The following is a 19743-nucleotide window of genomic DNA, read 5'->3' as shown; positions in this document are numbered from 1 at the left end:
TGCGGCTAGCGTCACGGTGATTTTTGTAAGCCGGGTCTGATTGCCCTTACATTACGGGAATAGGCCGCACGACCATTGTTGAGGTCATCAACGAGGGGGGTGAAGGCGTGGCTGCCGGTCTCATGCATGATGAGCGGTGCGCGGAAGGACAGCCGTGCGCGCGATCCCTTGATGGCGGTTACGAGCATACGTACCGCATCCTCGCCGGGACGCGGATGGATGAGGGTGATTTCGATACCGCCGAACCGGCTGCCGCAGGCAGCAATGATCTCCGCCACTGATTGCGGCCTCGAAATCAGGGAAAGCTGCCCGCCCGGGATCATGATCGCACCCGCGGTCCTGATCCAGTCTTCGAACAGGCCGTCCGTCATCGCGTGAGCCTCGGCCTTCAGAGCATCCGGCGTGCGGCGGTCGCCCGCATCATTATAGGGCGGATTCATGATGACGTGATGGAAATGATCGTCGGGCAAACCCGCTTCCACACGGGCTTTCGCGCGCAGCGTCACATCCGCTTCGCGCACCTCGACGCGGGCCGAAAAGGCTGCATTGTCAAGCAGTTCCAGACTGCGGCGGGCAAATTGCGCCATTTCCGGCGAGCGCTCATAGAGCGTCACCCTGGCCTTTTCGAGCCGCGCCGCAACCGCCATGCCGGCGGCACCGGCACCGGCACCCAGATCGGCAATCCGGCAGGGGCGGTCATCCGCCACCAGCGAAGCCAGAAGCATGGCGTCCATGCCGGCCCGATGCCCCCTGCCCTTCGGCTGGATGATATGAAACCGGCCCCGATGAAAGGCATCGATCGTTTCGGAAATGCCGTCGTCCATCGTCGTTCAAGCCTCTTCGTTGCGCAACTCGTCGCCGAGCCCGGCATCGGTGAGGATACGGCGGGCCTGAGCCGCCCGATCTTCCTCTACCAGAAACCGGCGGGGCAAAAGGCCGAGAGATCCCTCCAGAATGCTCATTGCCTGATCGGCAATGAGGCAATGGATGCCGGCATCCTTCATCAGGCTTTCGGCGAAGGAGAGCAGCACGGCATCGTTGGTACGGATCAGTTCACGCATGGATAGACCTTAAATTCCCATCTTTTTGAATGGCTAGCGGCAATTCGCCCCTTGCCGCGCAAGGCGTCAGTTTTTATTGTCGAATTCAAATTCGAACTGGAGTCCTGTCCCTTGGGCGTCGTCATACCGCTTGAAGAAAGCAAAAACAAACTCGCATCCGTCAAGCCGCTTGTCGACCTGACCCGCCCCGATATGGAACGGGTGAACCAGCTTATCCTTTCCAAGGCCGGTTCCGACGTTCAGATGATACCCGAGGTGGCCAACCACCTCATCTCGTCCGGCGGCAAGCGCCTGCGGCCGATGCTGACGCTCGCCTCGGCCTCGATGTTCGGTTATGAGGGCGACAACCACATCAAGCTCGCCACCAGCGTGGAGTTCATGCACACGGCGACGCTTCTGCATGACGACGTGGTGGATGAAAGCGATCTGCGCCGGGGCAAATCCACCGCCCGCACCATCTGGGGCAACCAGGCAAGCGTTCTCGTCGGCGACTTCCTGCTTGGCCAGGCCTTCCGCATGATGGTGGATGTCGGCTCTCTCGATGCCCTCGACGTGCTCTCCACCGCCGCCTCGGTCATCGCCGAGGGTGAGGTGCTGCAGCTTTCGGTCGCCAAGAACATGGAAACGACCGAGGACGATTATCTTCAGGTGATTCGCGCCAAGACGGCTGCCCTCTTCGCCGCCGCCGCCGAAGTCGGCCCCATCGTCGCCAAGACCGACAAGGCGACCCGCAGTGCACTGAAATCCTATGGCATGAATCTTGGCCTCGCCTTCCAGCTGGTCGATGACGTCTTGGATTACGGCGGCAAGTCCGCCGATCTCGGCAAGAACACGGGCGACGATTTCCGCGAGGGCAAGATCACCCTGCCGGTCATCCTGTCCTATCGCCGCGGCACGCAGGATGAGCGCGCTTTCTGGCGCAATGCCATCGAAAAAGGCGAGAGCAGCGACGAGAACCTCGAAAAGGCGCTCGGCCTGATCACAAAATATAACGGCCTCGGTGATACGATAGGCCGTGCAACGCATTATGGCACCATTGCCCGCGATGCGCTTGCACCGTTGCCGCAGAGCCCCTGGAAAAATGCGCTTCTGGAAGTGATCGACTTCTGCATCGAGCGTCTGAACTGACGCCGCAGGCCAGGCGAAAGGCGGATGGAACACAGCATCCGCCCGAGGTTACAGGCCTGACTCTCCGCGAGGCGTGATTGTGGCCGGGGCCATAATTTCTTGCGGGGTTGCTTCAAAAAAGCCATTCTATAGTGACCAAACAATGGAAACTGATTTTTCCGTGCTTCTGCACAAAGGCAAAGGTTCCCTCATGCGGCGTAAACCAGCACTCCGTCTTCTCTGCAGCGCGGCTCTTGCCGCCGCTCTCGCAATCGGCGCGGGTGCAAGCCCCGGCTTTGCGGAGACGAAGGCGACACCGGAAGACAAGGCCGTTACGTTCGACCCCGGCAAGGTCAACACCTTCTCCGGCGCTTTCCTCGCCGGACGCAATGCCGATGTCGATCAGGATTATCCCACCGCAATTTCGCTCTACAAGAAGGCGCTGGAATACGATCCGGCAAATTCCGAAATTCGCCAGCGGCTGATGATCGCCGAACTTCTGAGCGGCAATTTCGAGGCTGGCGCCAAGATTGCCGATTCGATGAAGGACGATACCGCGGTGGAACGCGTCACGACCATCGTGCGTGGCCTCGACGCCATCAAGGACAAGGAATTCGCCAAGGCCGAGAAAATCCTGAAATATTCCGGCCCGAACGATCTGGACCGCATGGTCAACACGCTTCTGACCGCCTGGGCGCGCGCGGGTTCCGGCAAGCCGAAGGAGGCTCTGGCGCTCGTCAACAACATGAAGGGCCCGGGCTGGATTTCGATCTTCCAGAAATACAACGCGGCAGCCATCGCGCTTGTTTCCGGCAACACCGAGGCCGCCCGCAAGAGCCTGAACGAAGCGGTAACCGACCGCGAAGGCGGAGCGACCGCCTCCGATACCTATATGCGCGCAGTGATGGCGCTCGCAAGGCTGGAGGCTTCCGCCGGCAACAAGCAGAAAGCGCTGGATGCGATTGCGGTCGGCGACACTTTCGCGCCGAATTACGCGCCGCTGAAAGCGCTCCGCCAGTCCATCGAAAAGGGTGAGAAGCCGGAGCAGCAGATCACCAATGCCGTGGAGGGCGCCGCCAGCGTCATGTTCTCCATCGCCGGTGCGTTGAACCGCGAAGGCGCCGAAGAGATCGTCACGCTTTACCTGCAGACGTCGCGCGCGCTCGATCCTAAAAGCCCGGATACGCTCATTCTTCTCGGCGGACTTGCAGAAGCCATGAAGAAGCCGGAACGTGCCATCGCCTTCTATCGTGAAGTGCCGAAGGACTCGCCGATGTACCGCATCTCCGAGCTGCAGCTCGGACTGACGCTGGCGCAGACCGAAAAGGTGGAAGAGGCGCGCAAACACCTCAAGTCGCTCCTCGAATCCGACCCCAAAGATATTCGTTCCTACCTCGCCTATGGCAGCGTGCTGTCCGATGCCAAGGACTACAAGGCCATGGCGGAGAATTACGACAAGGCCGTTGAAGTGATCGGCGCCGTGCCGCAGAAATCCGACTGGACGGTGTTTTTCCAGCGCGGCATCGCCTACGAGCGCCTGAAGCAATGGGACAAGGCCGAACCGAATTTCAAGCGGGCGCTGGAGCTGAACCCTGAGCAGCCGCAGGTTCTGAACTATCTGGGTTATTCCTGGGTGGACAAGGGCATCAATCTCGATGAAGGCATGAAGATGATCAGTCGTGCCGTCGAGCTTCGTCCGAATGACGGCTATATCGTCGATTCGCTCGGCTGGGCGCATTATCGTCTCGGCGATTTCGACGATGCGGTGACCGAACTGGAGCGGGCAATCGAACTCAAGGCCGGTGATCCCACCATCAACGACCATCTGGGCGATGCCTATTGGCGCGTCGGCCGCAAGATCGAGGCGGTCTATCAGTGGAACCGCGCATTGATCGGCGACAGCGACGACGTGGACAAGGCCAAGGTGAAGGAAAAGATTGCCAACGGCCTGCCGCCAGTCGAAAAGGATGCCGAGAATACGGCCAAGAAGGACGTCGCGCCGCAGCCGCCGGCTCCTCCGGCCCCGGCGACCCCTGCTCCGGACAAGAAATCCTGACGCCACATGGCGATGCAGGGCATTTCCGGGGCGGCCGAGACAGTCGAGGCGGCCCCGGCCAAGGTTAATCTGGCACTTCACGTCACCGGGCAGCGGGCGGATGGCTACCATCTGCTTGAATCGCTGGTGGTGTTTACCGAAGCCGGCGACACGATCCATATCCAAGACGCCGATGTCGACAGCTTCTCCATCTCAGGACCGTTTGGCGATCTTCTACACGCCGGCGATGGCGGCGATAACCTCGTTACCCGGGCCAGAGATTTGCTGCGCAACGCGCTCGCATCAATGGGTCAACCAGCGCCCCCGGTCGCCATTCACCTTGAAAAGAATCTGCCCGTTGCATCAGGTATAGGGGGCGGCTCGGCGGATGCGGCGGCAACGCTGCGGGCGCTTCTGCGCCATTGGCGTGCCGGGATGACACCGGATAGGATTTCGTCCATAGCGCTGACGCTCGGCGCGGACGTGCCTATGTGTCTTGAAAGCCGATCGCTGATCGCGCGCGGCATCGGCGAGGACATCGAACCGGTCAACGACCTGCCGGAACTGTTTCTGGTGCTGGCCAACCCGCTGAAGGCGGTCTCGACGCCGGAGATTTTCCGGCGATTGCAGAACAAGGCCAACCCGCCTTTGCCGACGCCAGCCAAGGTTGGCGAGGTGACAATCGGCTGGATGGATTTTCTCGCGGAAAGTCGCAACGATCTGCAACCGCCAGCCCAGGCGCTTCTGCCTGACATCGGCGAGATCATCGGGTTGCTGTCTGAGGATGGCGCCACCCTTGTGCGCATGTCCGGTTCCGGGGCAACCTGTTTCGGGATTTTTCATTCCTTCGATGCCGCCCAATACGCGGAAACATCGCTTCGGAAGAAGCGCCCAGGCTGGTATTTTCAGGCAACGCGGACCATTTGAGGGCCGGATATTTCGAGGATAAGGCCATGGCAGGCGATAGACCCTTCATTCCCCTTGGCATTGCGGTTCTGACCGTTTCGGACAGCCGCACGCTGGAGAATGACAAGTCCGGCGATACGCTGGTCGCAAGGCTGGAGGAGGCAGGCCACAGGCTCGCGGCCCGCGCCATCGTGCCTGACGACAAGGCGGCGATTGCAGACACGGTGCGCGAATGGACGCTGACTGACGGCGTGGATGTGGTCATCACGACAGGCGGCACAGGCTTTACCGGCCGCGATGTGACACCCGAGGCGCTGGAACCGCTGTTCGAAAAGCGCATGGACGGGTTTTCGGCCCTCTTCCATCGCATTTCCTATGACAAGATCGGCACCGCCACCATCCAGTCACGCGCGACCGGTGGTGTGACGAATGCGACCTTCATCTTCGTGCTGCCGGGATCACCGGGGGCTTGCAAGGATGCGTGGGATGGCATCCTCAAGGCGCAACTCGATTATCGTCATCTGCCGTGTAATTTCGTGGAAATCATGCCGCGGCTGGATGAGCATTTGAAGCGTGGGAGTGGTGGGGTTTAGGGCACTTGATCGAGGGTGCGTGGGGCTTTACCCCCCTCTGCCCTGCCGGGCATCTCCCCCTCAAGGGGGGAGATCGACTTGAGGCGAGGTCTCGCCCATCTTAGGGCTTGAGAATAAAGTGGCGGTAGCGCCTCTTGCAGATCTCCCCCCTTGAGGGGGAGATGCCCGGCAGGGCAGAGGGGGGTGAGCCCGACGCGCCTAGGTTCGCTCTCAATGGACAACATCCAAAAGCATTTCCGCCTCCCCCACCGGCGAGAAGAACAGCTGCCCGCTCAAAACCCAATCACCCCAGATATTTCCTGAAAAACTCCACCGTCCGCCCCCAGGCGAGATCAGCAGCCGCCTTGTCATAGCGCGCCGCGGAGGTATCGTTGTTAAAGGCATGGTTGACGCCGTCATAGACGAAAATCTCGAAGGTCTTGCCGTTTTCCTCCAGCGCCTTCTTGTAAGCATCGATGCCGGCATTGATGCGCTCGTCGAGACCGGCGTAATGCAAAAGCAGCGGTGCCTTTATGGCCGGCACATCGGCCGCCGGGACCTGCTGACCGTAATAGGCGACGCCGGCATTCAGACCTTCCGACTTGGTGGCGAAACGGTTGACCAGCCCGCCGCCCCAGCAGAAACCGATGGCGCCGACCTTGCCATTCGCCCCTTGCCTTGCCGCAAGCCAGACCCGTCCCGCTTCGGCATTGGCGACAGTTGCATCCATGTCGAGACCACTGAACATCTGCCGCGCCTTCTCCTCATCAGCGGGCGTACCACCCTGCGGCGAGAGGAAATCGACCGCGAGCGCCCGAAATCCGGCGAGCGCCACGCGTCTGGCCACATCACGGATATGGTCGTTGAGGCCGCGGTTCTCGTGAATGACGATGACGGAACCGATGGGGCCGGACGCCGATTTCGGCGTGACGAGATAACCCTTCATCTCGCCGCCGGGCGCCGGATAGGTCACGTTTTCCGCAACAATGCCAGCATCGTCAGGCGCGACGATGGCGGCGCGGGCGCTGTTGGCGGAAAGAAGGGGCGCAATTGCCGCCGCCGCCGCGCCGGAGCCGGCCAGCACGGTGAGCTTTTCCATGAATTTGCGGCGATCAAGGCTGAGATGGGTATACTCATCATAAGCGTCGATCATGGCCTGCGTAATCTTGGGCTTGTCCATCGCTCTATCCTCCTTGGACGCACGGATGCGGGAGGATAACGCAGATCTAAGGGTGGGGAATAAGGCAGTCGGAAGGGGCGCCACACATTTGCGTGAGCGCCGCTTCCGGATTTTCACATCAGGCGGCGAGGTCCACGACGATACGGCCGTCGATCTTGCCCTCTTCCATGCGGTGGAAGATATCGTTGATGTTTTCGAGCTTATCCCACGAGAAGTGAGCAGCCACCTTGCCTTCGCCGGCGAAGGTCAGCGCCTCCTCCAAATCCTGTCGTGTGCCGACGATGGAGCCGCGCACCGTGATGCGCTTTAGCACCGTGTCGAATACCGGAATGGAGATGAAGCCCGGCGGCAGGCCGACAAGCGCCATGGTGCCCTTGGAGCGCAGGAAGCCATAGGCCTGTTCCATGGCCTTCGGCGATACCGCGGTCACCAGCGCACCATGGACACCGCCGGTCGCCTTCTGCACCTGCTCCACGGCGTCAGGCGCACGGCCGTTGACGACGACATCGGCGCCGAGTTTTTTGGCAAGCGCCAGCTTGTCATCGAAGATATCGGCGGCAACAACATGCATGCCCATGGCCTTGGCATATTGCACGGCCATATGGCCAAGCCCGCCAATGCCCGAGATGACCACCCATTCACCGGGCCTGACTTCGGTTTCCTTCAGACCCTTGTAGACGGTGACGCCGGCGCAAAGGACAGGTGCGGCCGGGCCGAAATCGAGATTATCCGGCAGGCGGCCGACGAATTTCGGATCGGCGAGGCCATATTCGGCGAAGCTGCCGTTGACGGAATAACCGGAATTCTTCTGGCTCGGGCATAGCGTTTCCCAGCCCGTACGGCAGGGGATGCAGCATCCGCAGGCCGTATAAAGCCAGGGCGTGCCGGCGCGATCACCTTCCTTGATGCCCGTGACGCCAGCGCCGATCTTTGCGACATAACCGACACCTTCGTGGCCGGGGATGAAAGGCGGGTTGGGTTTGACCGGCCAGTCGCCGGTCGCGGCGTGCAGGTCGGTGTGGCAAATGCCCGTCGCCTTGTAGTTGATGAGAATTTCACCGGGGCCGGGATCCGGTATCGCCACTTCCTCGATGGTCAGCGGTTTTCCAAATGCGCGGACGACTGCCGCTTTCATTGTCTTAGCCATGACATACTCCCTAATCTCTGCTCGCCTGAAATCCTCGACGGCGAGGCAGAGATTAACGGGGATGGGGCATCATGGAATTGACCCATCGCAAATCGCACCATTTTGCAGGCCGGGATTGTCTCACTTATGAAGCAACCTCACGGTGCTGATTTACTCCAGCGCCAACCATATGGCGAGCCATCCCCACAGGCAGACGACCAGCGCAAAACCAATACCAAACAATGCGCCGCGCTGACGCAGGCGGTTGCTGGTGACGTGGACATAGGAATGCGCATAACGCGAAAGCACAAAAAGCCATGCCAGGACAACGGTCACGATATTGTCCGCATCCGTGATGTAGAGCAGCAGGCAGGCAATGTGGAACAGGACCGGCACTTCGAACTGGTTGGCGATGTTGCGGTTCACCAGACGGCTTTCGCGTGCCTCCTCGCCGTGATCCCGGAGACGGATCGCCGATTCGCGATCCTTGAATGCATATTTGTTGCGCCGAACGATCAGAAGCGCGTAAAGCCAGAAGACCAGAACGACATGGGCGATCATCGGCCAGAACATTGCGGTCGTGGGTGACATGCTTTTCTCCAATCATGAAAACGCTCCCCGATCCGGCATGAATCGGGGAGCGCCAAATAACTAGCGTATCTTTTTACGGATTCGGCTCGAAAGATCAAACCGCGCCGGGGTAGTTCGGACTTTCGCGGGTGATTGTCACGTCATGGGCGTGGCTTTCACGCAGGCCAGCGCTGGAAATGCGCACGAAGGTGGCGCGTTCCTGGAATTCCTTGATGTTGCTGCCGCCAACATAACCCATGGCAGCCTTCAGGCCGCCGGCCAGCTGGTGCAGAACGCCGGAGACCGGGCCCTTATAGGGAACCTGGCCTTCAATGCCTTCAGGCACGAGCTTCAGTGTGTCGCGCACTTCAGCCTGGAAATAACGGTCGGCAGAACCACGCGCCATGGCGCCAACGGAGCCCATGCCGCGATAGGCCTTGAAGGACCGGCCCTGATACAGGAATACTTCGCCCGGGCTTTCATCCGTGCCGGCAAGCAGCGAGCCGATCATGACAGCCGAGGCGCCGGCGGCGATCGCCTTGGCCAGATCGCCCGAAAACTTGATGCCGCCATCGGCGATGACGGGTATATCAGCCGCGTTGGCGACTTCAACCGACGACATGATCGCCGCAAGCTGCGGCACGCCGACGCCGGCGACGATGCGGGTGGTGCAGATGGAGCCGGGGCCGATACCGACCTTGACGGCGTCCGCGCCGGCATCGATCAGAGCCTTGGTGCCGTCGGCAGTGGCGACATTACCGGCGATGATGCGAACCGAGTTCGACATCTTCTTGACCTGAGAGACGGCATCCAGCACGCGCTGCGAATGGCCATGTGCGGTATCGACAACCAGAAGGTCGACGCCGGCATCTATGAGGCGCTCGGCGCGCTCGATGGCGTCAGCACCAACGCTGATGGCGGCAGCGGCGCGAAGGCGGCCCTGCGCATCCTTGGTGGCATTGGGGTTTAGCTGCGACTTCTCGATGTCCTTAACGGTGATGAGGCCGACGCAATTACCCTTGGCGTCCACCACGAGCAGCTTTTCAATGCGGTGCTTGTGCAAGAGGCGGCGTGCTTCCTGCTGATCGACGCTGCTTTCCTTGACCGTGACCAGATTTTCGCGGGTCATCAGTTCGTAGATTTTCTGCTGCGGATCGGAGGCAAAACGAACGTCGCGATTGGTCAGGATGCCAACGAGGCGGCCGTTCTTGTGGCCGCCGGAACCGCCGTTTTCAACCACCGGAATACCCGAAATGCCATGCGCCTTCATCAACGCCTGTGCTTCTGCAAGCGTCGCATCTGGGCCGATGGTGACGGGGTTGACGACCATGCCGCTTTCGAACTTCTTCACCTGCCGGACTTCTTCGGCCTGTTCGATGGGGGTCAGGTTGCGGTGGATGACGCCGATGCCGCCGGCCTGGGCCATGGCGATCGCGAGGCGACCTTCGGTGACCGTATCCATGGCGGAGGAGAGGATAGGCAGGTTGAGATCGATATCGCGGGCGATGCGGGTGGCGATATTCGTCTGTCCCGGCATGACTTCGGAATGTCCGGGCTGCAGCAACACATCGTCAAATGTGAGAGCGTCCAAACCAGTGGGTGTTTGAATGATGCGTGCCATGACCAAATTCCTTCATACTGAAAATGCGTGGCCGCTCCGGAACGAAAAGTTCACCCCGGCGCCGTGCAAGGATTGCTTGGAAGTTGGCGAGGGCTGGTAACACGTTCATGACAGGAAGGGAATAGAAAAAACCCGGAATCGGCTTCCGGGCTTTTCCTGTTGCTGCATTGCAGCAGATATCAGATATCAAACTGGTAAGATTTCGGCACGAAACGATAACCCGTATCCAGCTTTTCTGCGTAACCGACAGACGGGAAAGGCATATGGTAGCCGAGGAAGGGCAGCCGGTCGGCGGCAATCATGTCGAAGACCTTCTTGCGGGTCGCAGCGGCTGCCGTCTTGTCCATGTCGAACTTAACCTCCCAGTCAGGTCTCTGCAGCGACAGGACGAAATGATTGGCCGTATCCGCCGTCAGGATCAGCTGCTTGCCTTCCGATTCGACACGGAGAATCATGTGCCCTGGCGAATGGCCGAAGGCTGCGATGCCTGTGATGCCAGATACCACATCTTGACCGTCGCCGATGAAGGTCGCCTTTTCGGCCAGCGGCTTCACGTTGGCGAGAACACCCTTGTGACCGCCCTCTGCCGGCGTGCCGACGCGCTTTTCATCCGTCCAGAAATCATATTCCGTCTGGCCGAAAACATAACGTGCCTTGGAAAAGGCCGGCGCGCCCTTCTCCATCAGGCCGCCGATATGGTCGCCATGCATGTGGGTCAGCACCACCACTGTCACATCTTCAGGTGCGTAACCGGCGGCTGCCATGCCCTCGATCAGGCGACCATTGCCCGCACCGCGCCCGGCCTCACCGAAACCGGTGTCGAACAGCACGAGGTCGGACCCTGTATTGACGAGGACGGGGGAGAAGGAATTGACGAACTGGTCCGTCGGCAGAAAATTGTCTTCCAGCAATTTACCGACCGTCTCGGCCGACTGGTCTGTGCCGAAGGTCTCGCCGGGATTGGGGGCCGCGCGCGCGCCATCCTTCACCACCAGCACTTCGAAATTACCGAGCTTGAAGCGGTTGGTTTCGGGCGGCATGGCGTGCTCTATCTCCATCGAGGTCTGCGGCTGGTTGGTCTGGGCATTTGCGCTGCGCGCCATCAAAAACGGCGCGCCGAGAACGCTTGCGCCTGCCGCACCGATGAGGCCGCGTCTGCTCATGTTCAAGGATTGGGTCATCATCTTGTCTCCGATATCGCCAACTGGCCGTGATTGCCAACTGAACTCACCCAACGGACAATAGAGCGAGAAAGTTGCAAGGAAACCGGCCTCACGCAGGTTTGATCGGAACATCAGAAATTGGTAATTAACGTGTTGGCAAGCCCGCCTATCAGGCGTAGGACGGACGGCGATATCCCTTGTCGCAGCGGAAAGCCGCAGGCAGCCTCATGAACCGCATCATTCCCCTCATCCTGGCAGTCGCTCTCTTTATGGAGCAGATGGACTCCACCGTCATCGCCACCTCGCTTCCGGCAATTGCCGCAGATCTCCACGTCGGCCCGATTACGCTCAAGCTGGCTTTAACGGCCTACATGGTGGCTCTGGCGATCTTCATTCCGATCAGCGGCTGGATGGCCGACAAATACGGCGCGAAGAAAATCTTCCGTTTTGCCATTGGCGTCTTCGTCGTGGGGTCGATCTGCTGCGCGGTCTCGTCTTCGGTGTTCGAATTCGTACTCTCGCGTTTCCTGCAGGGTATGGGCGGAGCGATGATGACACCCGTGGGCCGCCTTGTGCTTTTGCGCACGACAAAGCGCAGCGAACTCGTCTCCGCCATGGCGCTGCTGACAATACCGGGGCTCGTGGGGCCGCTGACCGGTCCACCCATCGGCGGTTTCATCACCACCTATTTTTCTTGGCACTGGATCTTCCTGATCAATGTGCCGATCGGCATCATCGGCATCTGGCTTTCGACGATCTTCCTGCCGGAAATCGAAACCACCAACCCGCCGCCAATGGACGGAAAGGGTTTCGTGCTATCCGGCATCGCCGCCTCCGGCGTGGTGTTCGGCCTCTCCGTCGTCAGCCTGCCTGCGCTCCCGCCAGCCATCGGCATCGCGTCGACCATCATCGGTTTCATCTGCGGTTTTCTTTATATGCGCCACGCTGCGCACCACCCCGCCCCCATTCTGGACTTTCGAATTTTCCAGAACGCGACCTTCCGGGCCGCCTCCGTTGGCGGCACCATCTTCCGCATCTCCACGGGCGCCATTCCCTTCCTGATGCCGCTGATGCTGCAGATCGGTTTCGGATTGAACCCGTTCCAGTCGGGCATGATAACTTTCGCCGGCGCCATCGGGGCGATCACCACCAAGTTCATGGCCAAGCGGGTGTTTGCGGCGACCGGATTTCGCTCGACGCTGATCGGCGCGGGCATCGTCGGCGCGTTCACGACGCTCGCCAACAGTTTCTTCACGCCTGAAACGCCATACCCGTTGATCATGATCTTTCTTGTGACGGCCGGATTTGCCCGGTCCTTCTTCTTTACCGGATCGAACGCGCTCAGCTATTCCGATATCGAGGACAGTCAGGCGAGCCAGGCAACGTCCATGGCCTCCGTGCTGCAACAAATCAGTCTGGCGCTCGGCGTTGCATTCGCCGCTTCCATTCTGGAAGTCAGCAGCATGATGTCGGGCACGCATCTGCAGCTCGCCGATTTCCACATCGCCTTCACCATCGTCGCGCTGGTATCGCTCTTCGCCATCGTGCCGATCATCCGCATGGACGCACAGGCGGGTGCGGCCGTTTCCGGCCACCGCGGCAAGGTCTCGCAACCGGCGGAGTAATCAGTCTTTCGAGGCCTCTTCGGCTTCAGATGCATCCGCCGCCTCGGTCTTGCGACCCTTGAAGTGTTTGGCAAGCAGGAACATTTCCACCGATTCCGAGCGTGACGACGCCGGCTTGATGTGGAGAACCTGCTTGAAGTTCTTCTTCAGCATATCCAGCAGCTGCTTTTCCGTGCCGCCCTGGAAGGTCTTGGCAAGGAAATGGCCACCTTCCGCAAGCACCTGAACGGCAAAATCGGCCGCGACTTCGCACAGATGCATGGTGCGGATGTGGTCGGTTTTCTGGTGCCCGGTGGTGGGTGCTGCCATGTCCGACAAAACAAGATCGGGCGTGCCACCAACGGCCTCCATCAGCTTTTCCGGCGCGCTCGGGTCGAGGAAGTCGAGCTGCAGAATTTTCACGCCGGGAATGGGATCGATCTCGAGGAAATCGATCGCTGCAACGCGGATATCGTCCTCGGTCGAATCCGTCACCTTGGCGGCGATCTGCGACCAGCTTCCGGGGGCGGCGCCAAGGTCGATGATGCGGGTGGCCCCCTTCAAGATCTGGTGCTTGTCGTTGATTTCCAACAGCTTGAAGGCGGCGCGGGCGCGATAGCCTTCCAGCTTGGCACGCTGCACATAGGGGTCATTGATATGACGTTCGAGCCAGCGGCGCGACGAGGCCTTGAGCTTGGTCTTCTTGACCTTCTGGCCGATCTTGCGGCCGGTGCGATTGGTGCTTGTTGTCGCCTTGCTCATGTCAAACCTTCCGTCCTGTCCTGCCGTACCATCTGCATGCGCCTTATGCGGTTGCGCCGCCATGCGCCGTCATCCGCCATCATATCCGTCAGCAGGCCTTCGCGCAGACCACGATCCGCCACGCGCATTCGGCGCGCCGGCCAGCGGCGGCGAATGGCCTCGAGAATCGCGCAGCCGGCGAGAACCAGATCGGCCCGGTCAGGCCCGATGCAGGCATTGGCGGCGCGGCCGGCGAAATCCCATGCCAGCAACTTGTCCTGCATCGCCGTCACCTCGGCATCGGAAAGCCAGAGACCATCCACCTTGCGGCGATCATATCGCGGCAGATCGAGATGGACGCCCGCGAGTGTCGTCACCGTGCCTGATGTGCCGATGAGGTGAAAATCCTCGTGATGCGTTTGCGGCGCGAGCGGCGGGCAATGGAAGGCGTCGAGCAGGCCTTCGACTTCCCGCACCATCGCGGCGAAAACGTCGGGCGTCACATCACGGCCGCCATGGCGTTCGGAAAGCGTGACGACGCCGACGGGCAGCGAGGTCCAGTGGGTGATGTGGTTGGCAAGCCGGTTCGAGCGGTTCTCCCCGACCTTGATGACGGCGATCTCCGACGATCCGCCGCCGATATCGAACAGCACGACGGAACGCGCTTCACGGCCGACGAGGGAGGCGCAGCCCGAAACCGCAAGGCGGGCTTCCGTCTCGCGGCTGATGATTTCGAGTTTAAGCCCCGTTTCCCGGGTGACACGCGCCAGAAACTCCTCGCCATTGGACGCGGCACGGCAGGCCTCCGTCGCGATCAGCCGCATACGCCGGATCGGGCGACCGGAGAGTTTTGCGGCGCAGACCTTGAGTGCTTCAACCGCGCGGTCCATCGCATCATCGGAAAGCCGGCCGCTCGATACCAGCCCTTCGCCCAGCCGCACGATGCGCGAAAAGGCATCGACCACCCGGAACTGGCCGGGCCGCGTCGGCTGCGCAATCAGCAGGCGGCAATTGTTGGTGCCGAGATCAAGCGCAGCATACATATCCGCCGGCGCGTCCGGGCCATGTTCGTGCTGCCGCCCGGGGTGACGGCCTGATGTTTCCGATTGCTGCCGGTGCTGGTCCTGCACGGAGCCGCCGGCGCGAGCGTTCTGCTTGCCAACGTGTTTCGGTGCATGGCTGGGGACAAGCGGGCGGCCCTGCGGATCACGTCCGCGCGGATCGCGATGCCCGCGTTTGCGGTTACGCGACTTTCGCCCGCCACCGGGTGGTACGGAGGATGGATTGGCCGGGTCAATTGCAGCTGAAGCCTGCACCTGTACAGGGGAAGCCGCAGATGCAGGCTGAGACGCACCCTTGCCTCGAGAACGCCTGCGACGTTTTCTCTTGCGCGGCTCGGCATCCGGCTCGAGCGCCGATGCATAGGAGGAACCGGCCGGAACATCCGCGGCAACATCATGCAACAACACAGAGGCGTCACGGGGTTTACCGTCACGCTTGTGTTTCTTGCCACGACGGGAACGCTTCGCTTTCCCTTTGTTTGCCACCGACGCCCCTTGTTCCGACGGCTTTGGGCCGTTTCCGGGGTCGATCACTGTCTTGTCCATTTCGCCGCGCACAAGCGTAGACGCTATGCTGCAGGCTTTCATAAGGTTTCGTTGGGCAGACAATACCAGCGCAAGAGATTTTAGCCAAATGGTTTTTGCCGGACTGAAACCGCAGGGCCCCTGACACGACCGCGCGCCGTGTGACCGCAAAGATTATTTTCCGGGAAAACGGGATATCTGACCAGCGGTGGAAGAGACTTTCCCCTCTCCCGGTAAGTCCTTGTGACATATAAACTTACTGGGAGAGGGGAATGGTACGGTTGAGTGGGGTCGAACCACCGACCTCAGGTGCCACAAACCTGCGCTCTAACCAACTGAGCTACAACCGCACATCAAACGCCAAAGCGGCGCCACGGGGGGTCACATAAAAGGTGTTTTTCCCATTTGCAAGTCCCTATCCGAATTTTGCGAAAAAAGGCAGCGAAAGGCAAGCGCTTTTCCAGCGCGGGCTGACACCGGAAAGCCGGCATTAAGGCTGTTGATGTTAACTCTATTTGGCGATTCATAAGCCGGGCGGTGGACCCGGCGACCCTGTGAAGTTATTTAAAATTCTGTTAACGTGATGCCTCGGCGGGTTTACGTTTCGGTTTCATGAGGAAGCCGGGAGCCCGCAAGGTCCGGTAGTGCCAGAATAGGTTTCGACATGCCCGCCGTCCAGTATCCCTTTATCGATATCGCAGTGCATGAACGGGTGCGTGAAGGTTTCGGGCGCGGTGAAGCGATGGCTTTGTTCTCGCTCGATCTTGGACATGTTCTATGGGCCAATGGACGCGGCGCTGCCCTGTTTGGCACGCCGATGGTTTATGACTTTCTGGAACAGGGACCGAAGCGGCAGGATGTGACATTCCGCCAACTGGCGGCCACGGCGGCGCGGCTTTCAAAGACCGGCGACAGCCTGCCCTTCACGATCCGCATCACCTCCGGTTTCCGCAGCATTGCCGCGACTGCGCGTGCGGAGATCATTGAGGCCGAGCCCGGCCAAACCGCGATACTCTTTTCTGCCCGCGCCGATCAGGCCGAGCCCGACATGGTGGAATGCGCCCGGCGCATGATCGAAGGCTTCGACGACCCCGATATCCATATGGCAGTCACCGATGGCGACAACCGGATCGTTGCCGCCTCGCCCGGCTTCTCTACACTCGGCATCACCCCGCATACGGCCAGAACACTGGTTGGAATGGCGGCGCGCCAATCGGGGCATCTCGTCAAACGCCCGGTACCTACCGGAAAGGGTTATCTGCCCGCAGCCGCTGGCCAAATCACCACCACGCCCGAACTCAACCTGATCTTCGTGGTCGAAACCGCACTGGGCACACTCGACCCCGATGGTTTTGCCGAGGACAAGCCGCAGGACGTCCCGGTCGCCGAACCTGCGTCGCCGGTTGCAGAGACGGCGCCTGTTGTCGCAACGGCCGCCTCTTTCGACGCCGTTCTCGATGCTGTAGCAGACATCGAAGAGGTGGAAGACCCGCAGGAGCAGCCGTCCGACGCGGAGGAAGAAGCGGTATCCGGACAGGATGAAGACAGGCTTCTGCCCTTTGCGGAAGAGAAGCCGGAGGTCCCCGCAGCGCTTTTCACGCAGGACGCCGATGCGGCTGCGGACGTGGCGATGACTGACGACATTGCCGATCTTTTTGAACTGGATGAGGATGAGGCGGAGGCGCCCTTCACCAAGAAGACGGACGACGAACCCGCCGAAGAGGCTCTCGATGCGGAGAGTTTCGTCGCAAAGGACGAGATAACCGAAAACGCGGCATCCCCGGTTGCGCCACCGGCGGACGAGGATGCTGCAATCGAGACCGAAGCAGTCGAACAGGCCCAGCCTTTTGCCTTCAACGCCGGCGCCCGTGCATCCCGTTTCGTCTGGAAAATCGACGCTGAAGGACGGTTCAGCTCCATCTCTCATGAATTTGCCGAGGCCGTGGGTGCCAGGGCTGCTGCGGTGGAGGGCATGGGCTTTGCCAACGTCGCCGCCCTGTTCAATCTCGATCCCGACGGAAAGATCCGAGAGCTTCTAGGCCGCCGCGACACGTGGTCGGGCAAGACAATCCATTGGCCCGTGGAAGGCACATCGCTGATGGTGCCGATCGATCTCGCCGCCCTGCCTACCTACACCCGCTCACGGGAATTTGACGGTTTTCGCGGTTTCGGCATCGTGCGCCTGGCCGACGCCACAGAGGACCCGCACGCAATCGGCCTTACCTTCTTGAAGGGCGAAGAGTCTGATCCGGCGGAGGCTTCTCCGGAGCCAACCGTCGACAGCACGAGCCATGAATTGCTGGCCTTCATCGATGAGGATGACGATGCGGAGGACACTCCCGGATCGGCTACTGACGATGAAATCCCGGCCGCGGAGGTCGGAGCGGCAGACGATGCAGCGGACGACGTTTCGACCGACGAACAGCATCATGATTATACCCCGCCCGAATTCGAAGCCCCGGCAACTGCACCGGAACCGTCTTCCTCCGACAAGATCGTTCGTCTGGAAGAGCGCCGTTCGCGCTCCCGCGAAGGCCTGACCGCCGGTGAGCAGGCCGCCTTCCGCGAGATCGGCCGTGCCCTGGCGCCAGCGGATACTGCTTTCGAAGACGGCCGGGAAACGGATGCGGAAACCGTTTCCATCGATTCGGACACGCATGATATTAAACAGGACATGGATGCGCATGCGCCTGACAGCGCACCTTCCGATACTGACCTCAAGGCCACGGCGCCAGCGCAGGACGACGATCTTTTTGCCGACTATGTTCGGGGTGAACAGCCTGGGGCCGTCAGCGAACCCGTAGCGGAAAGCGGTTCGGACGAAATGCAGCAGCAGGCCATCGCCGAAGAGCGGCCGGTTGCCGAAGTCGCAGCAGCAATGGTCAGTCCTGTACCTCGCCCCGCCGACGCGCTGACGGCCGAGACGCTGGACCAGATGCCCGTTGCCCTTCTCGTGCATGCCGGCGACAGGCTGATCCACGCCAATCCGGATTTCCTGCGGCTGACGGGCTATGAATCTCTGGCCGAACTCGAAGAAGTGGGTGGGCTGGAAGCCCTGCTGCAGAGGCAGGAGCTCGAAGACATGCCTGACAATGAAGGCGGCATGGTGGTTGTCAGCGCCGAAAACGATATCATTCCTGTCAAAGCGCGGCTGCAATCCATCCGCTGGGAAGAGACGAAGGCGCTGATGCTTTCTCTCGTTCCGCTGGAAGAAAAAGCAGCGCCGGTTGCCGCCGCCAATGAAAACACCGCGGCGCAGAGCGCGCAAGCCGGCAGCATTTCCCTGCTTCAGGGCGAAGTCGAGGAACTGCACTCCATTCTTGAAACGGCCACTGACGGCGTGGTGCTTTTGGGCGACGAAGGCGAAATCCGCTCCCTCAACCGCTCGGCCAGCGCGCTGTTCAACTATGACAATGGCGAAATTGCCGGCAAGCCTTTCGTCACGCTCTTTGCCCATGAGAGCCAGCGCGCCGTGCTGGACTATCTCTCCGGCCTCGCCAATAACGGTGTTGCGAGCGTGCTGAACGATGGCCGCGAAGTGATCGGCCGCGAAGCATCCGGCGGTTTCCTGCCGCTGTTCATGACCATCGGGCGGCTCAAATCCTCACATGGCTATTGCGCCGTAATCCGCGACATCACCCAGTGGAAGCGCACCGAAGAAGAACTGCGCAACGCCAAGCGCGCGGCGGAAACCGCCAATGCCCACAAGACCGACTTCCTGGCGCGCGTCAGCCACGAAATCCGCACGCCGCTCAACGCCATCATCGGCTTTGCGGACATGATGGCGACTGAACGTTTCGGGCCGATCGGCCATCCGCGTTATGTGGAATACGCCAATGATATCGGCCGTTCCGGCCGGCATGTGCTCGATATCGTCAACGATCTCCTCGATATATCCAAGATCGAGGCGGGGCAGATGGATGTCGACTTCATCGCCGTCCCGCTCAACGAAACGGTGGCCGAAGCGGTCTCGCTGGTGCAGCCGCAGGCGAACAACCAGCGCGTCATCATCCGCACGGCGCTTGCGCAATCGGTGCCGCAGATCGTCGCCGACCTGCGATCGATCAAGCAGATCGTGCTGAACATCCTGTCGAACGCCATTCGCTTCACCCCGTCAGGCGGGCAGATTGTCGTGTCCACCGCCTATGAGGCCAATGGCAGCGTGTCGCTTCGCATCCGCGACACCGGTATCGGCATGACGCGGGCGGAACTGGAACAGGCGATGAAGCCGTTCCGGCAGGTGGCTTCTTCCGGCAAACGTGTACGCGGTGACGGCACCGGGCTCGGCCTGCCGTTGACCAAGGCCATGGTGGACGCCAACCGGGCGAATTTCTCCATCACCTCGACACCCAACGAAGGCACGCTGGTGGAAATCACCTTTCCGTCACAGCGGGTCCTTGCCAACTGAGGTCATGCGGGCGTAGCAATGCGAAAGCCGCCGGCTGGAGAACCAGCCGGTCAAGGCCTATGC

The 19743-nt window shown here is 60.7% G+C and carries 15 protein-coding genes and 1 tRNA gene; 6 read left to right on the top strand and 10 right to left on the bottom strand.

All coding sequences use genetic code 11. The features are described 5' to 3' along the window. Nucleotides 1-11: 11 nt before the first annotated feature. Nucleotides 12-824, bottom strand: a complete 813-nt coding sequence (locus tag BTN45_RS01300) for a tRNA1(Val) (adenine(37)-N6)-methyltransferase (RefSeq protein ID WP_207588634.1) — start codon at nt 822-824, stop codon at nt 12-14. Nucleotides 825-830: 6 nt separating this feature from the next. Beyond that, nucleotides 831-1061 (bottom strand): DUF2007 domain-containing protein, encoded by a 231-nt coding sequence (locus tag BTN45_RS01295; protein WP_035208944.1) that lies wholly within the window; start codon nt 1059-1061, stop codon nt 831-833. 111 nt (nt 1062-1172) lie between these two features. On the opposite strand from BTN45_RS01295, the gene BTN45_RS01290 reads away from it, so the two are divergent. The 4 genes from BTN45_RS01290 to moaB all read left to right on the top strand — a co-directional run bounded on the left by BTN45_RS01290 (nt 1173) and on the right by moaB (nt 5702). After that, nucleotides 1173-2189 (top strand): polyprenyl synthetase family protein, encoded by a 1017-nt coding sequence (locus BTN45_RS01290; RefSeq protein ID WP_063949834.1) that lies wholly within the window; start codon nt 1173-1175, stop codon nt 2187-2189. 142 nt (nt 2190-2331) lie between these two features. Then, entirely contained in the window at nt 2332-4224 is a 1893-nt protein-coding gene (locus tag BTN45_RS01285) for a tetratricopeptide repeat protein (protein WP_207588632.1), read from the top strand. A 6-nt stretch (nt 4225-4230) separates the two neighbouring features. Further along, entirely contained in the window at nt 4231-5130 is a 900-nt protein-coding gene (locus BTN45_RS01280; protein WP_207588624.1) for a 4-(cytidine 5'-diphospho)-2-C-methyl-D-erythritol kinase, read from the top strand. Between the two features lie 26 nt (nt 5131-5156). Continuing rightward, nucleotides 5157-5702, top strand: a complete 546-nt coding sequence (moaB, locus tag BTN45_RS01275) for a molybdenum cofactor biosynthesis protein B (protein WP_207588623.1) — start codon at nt 5157-5159, stop codon at nt 5700-5702. 283 nt (nt 5703-5985) lie between these two features. On the opposite strand, the gene BTN45_RS01270 is transcribed toward moaB, so the two are convergent. From BTN45_RS01270 to BTN45_RS01250, 5 genes are all read right to left on the bottom strand, one after another. Beyond that, a complete protein-coding gene (locus BTN45_RS01270) occupies nt 5986-6861 on the bottom strand; it encodes a dienelactone hydrolase family protein (RefSeq protein ID WP_207588621.1) in 876 nt (291 codons plus the stop codon). A 118-nt stretch (nt 6862-6979) separates the two neighbouring features. Further along, nucleotides 6980-8008, bottom strand: a complete 1029-nt coding sequence (gene adhP, locus BTN45_RS01265; protein ID WP_004440101.1) for an alcohol dehydrogenase AdhP — start codon at nt 8006-8008, stop codon at nt 6980-6982. A gap of 150 nt (nt 8009-8158) precedes the next feature. After that, on the bottom strand, nt 8159-8560 hold the full coding sequence (locus tag BTN45_RS01260) for an MAPEG family protein (protein ID WP_034496309.1): 402 nt from the start codon (nt 8558-8560) through the stop codon (nt 8159-8161). Between the two features lie 112 nt (nt 8561-8672). Beyond that, nucleotides 8673-10178, bottom strand: coding sequence for an IMP dehydrogenase (guaB, locus tag BTN45_RS01255; RefSeq protein WP_037090860.1), 1506 nt, complete (start codon nt 10176-10178; stop codon nt 8673-8675). 179 nt (nt 10179-10357) lie between these two features. After that, nucleotides 10358-11359, bottom strand: coding sequence for an MBL fold metallo-hydrolase (locus BTN45_RS01250; protein WP_207589597.1), 1002 nt, complete (start codon nt 11357-11359; stop codon nt 10358-10360). A 209-nt stretch (nt 11360-11568) separates the two neighbouring features. On the opposite strand from BTN45_RS01250, the gene BTN45_RS01245 reads away from it, so the two are divergent. Further along, on the top strand, nt 11569-12966 hold the full coding sequence (locus tag BTN45_RS01245) for an MDR family MFS transporter (RefSeq protein ID WP_004440092.1): 1398 nt from the start codon (nt 11569-11571) through the stop codon (nt 12964-12966). Here the strand turns inward: BTN45_RS01245 and BTN45_RS01240 are convergent, their stop codons facing one another. From BTN45_RS01240 to BTN45_RS01230, 3 genes are all read right to left on the bottom strand, one after another. Then, nucleotides 12967-13707: an RlmE family RNA methyltransferase gene (locus BTN45_RS01240; RefSeq protein WP_207588620.1), complete on the bottom strand. Its 741-nt coding sequence runs from the start codon at nt 13705-13707 to the stop codon at nt 12967-12969. Further along, entirely contained in the window at nt 13704-15335 is a 1632-nt protein-coding gene (locus BTN45_RS01235; RefSeq protein WP_207588619.1) for a Ppx/GppA phosphatase family protein, read from the bottom strand. Before BTN45_RS01235 ends, BTN45_RS01240 begins: the two co-directional genes overlap by 4 nt. Nucleotides 15336-15545: 210 nt before the next feature. Next, nucleotides 15546-15622, bottom strand: a tRNA-His gene (locus BTN45_RS01230). Between the two features lie 314 nt (nt 15623-15936). Between BTN45_RS01230 and BTN45_RS01225 the strand changes: the two genes are divergently transcribed. Continuing rightward, nucleotides 15937-19680: an ATP-binding protein gene (locus BTN45_RS01225; RefSeq protein ID WP_207588617.1), complete on the top strand. Its 3744-nt coding sequence runs from the start codon at nt 15937-15939 to the stop codon at nt 19678-19680. Nucleotides 19681-19743 lie beyond the last annotated feature (63 nt).

The organism is Rhizobium sp. ZX09, assembly GCF_017357485.1.
Classification (GTDB): Bacteria; Pseudomonadota; Alphaproteobacteria; order Rhizobiales; family Rhizobiaceae; genus Agrobacterium; species Agrobacterium pusense.
This window is presented reverse-complemented; position numbering and strand designations above follow the sequence as displayed.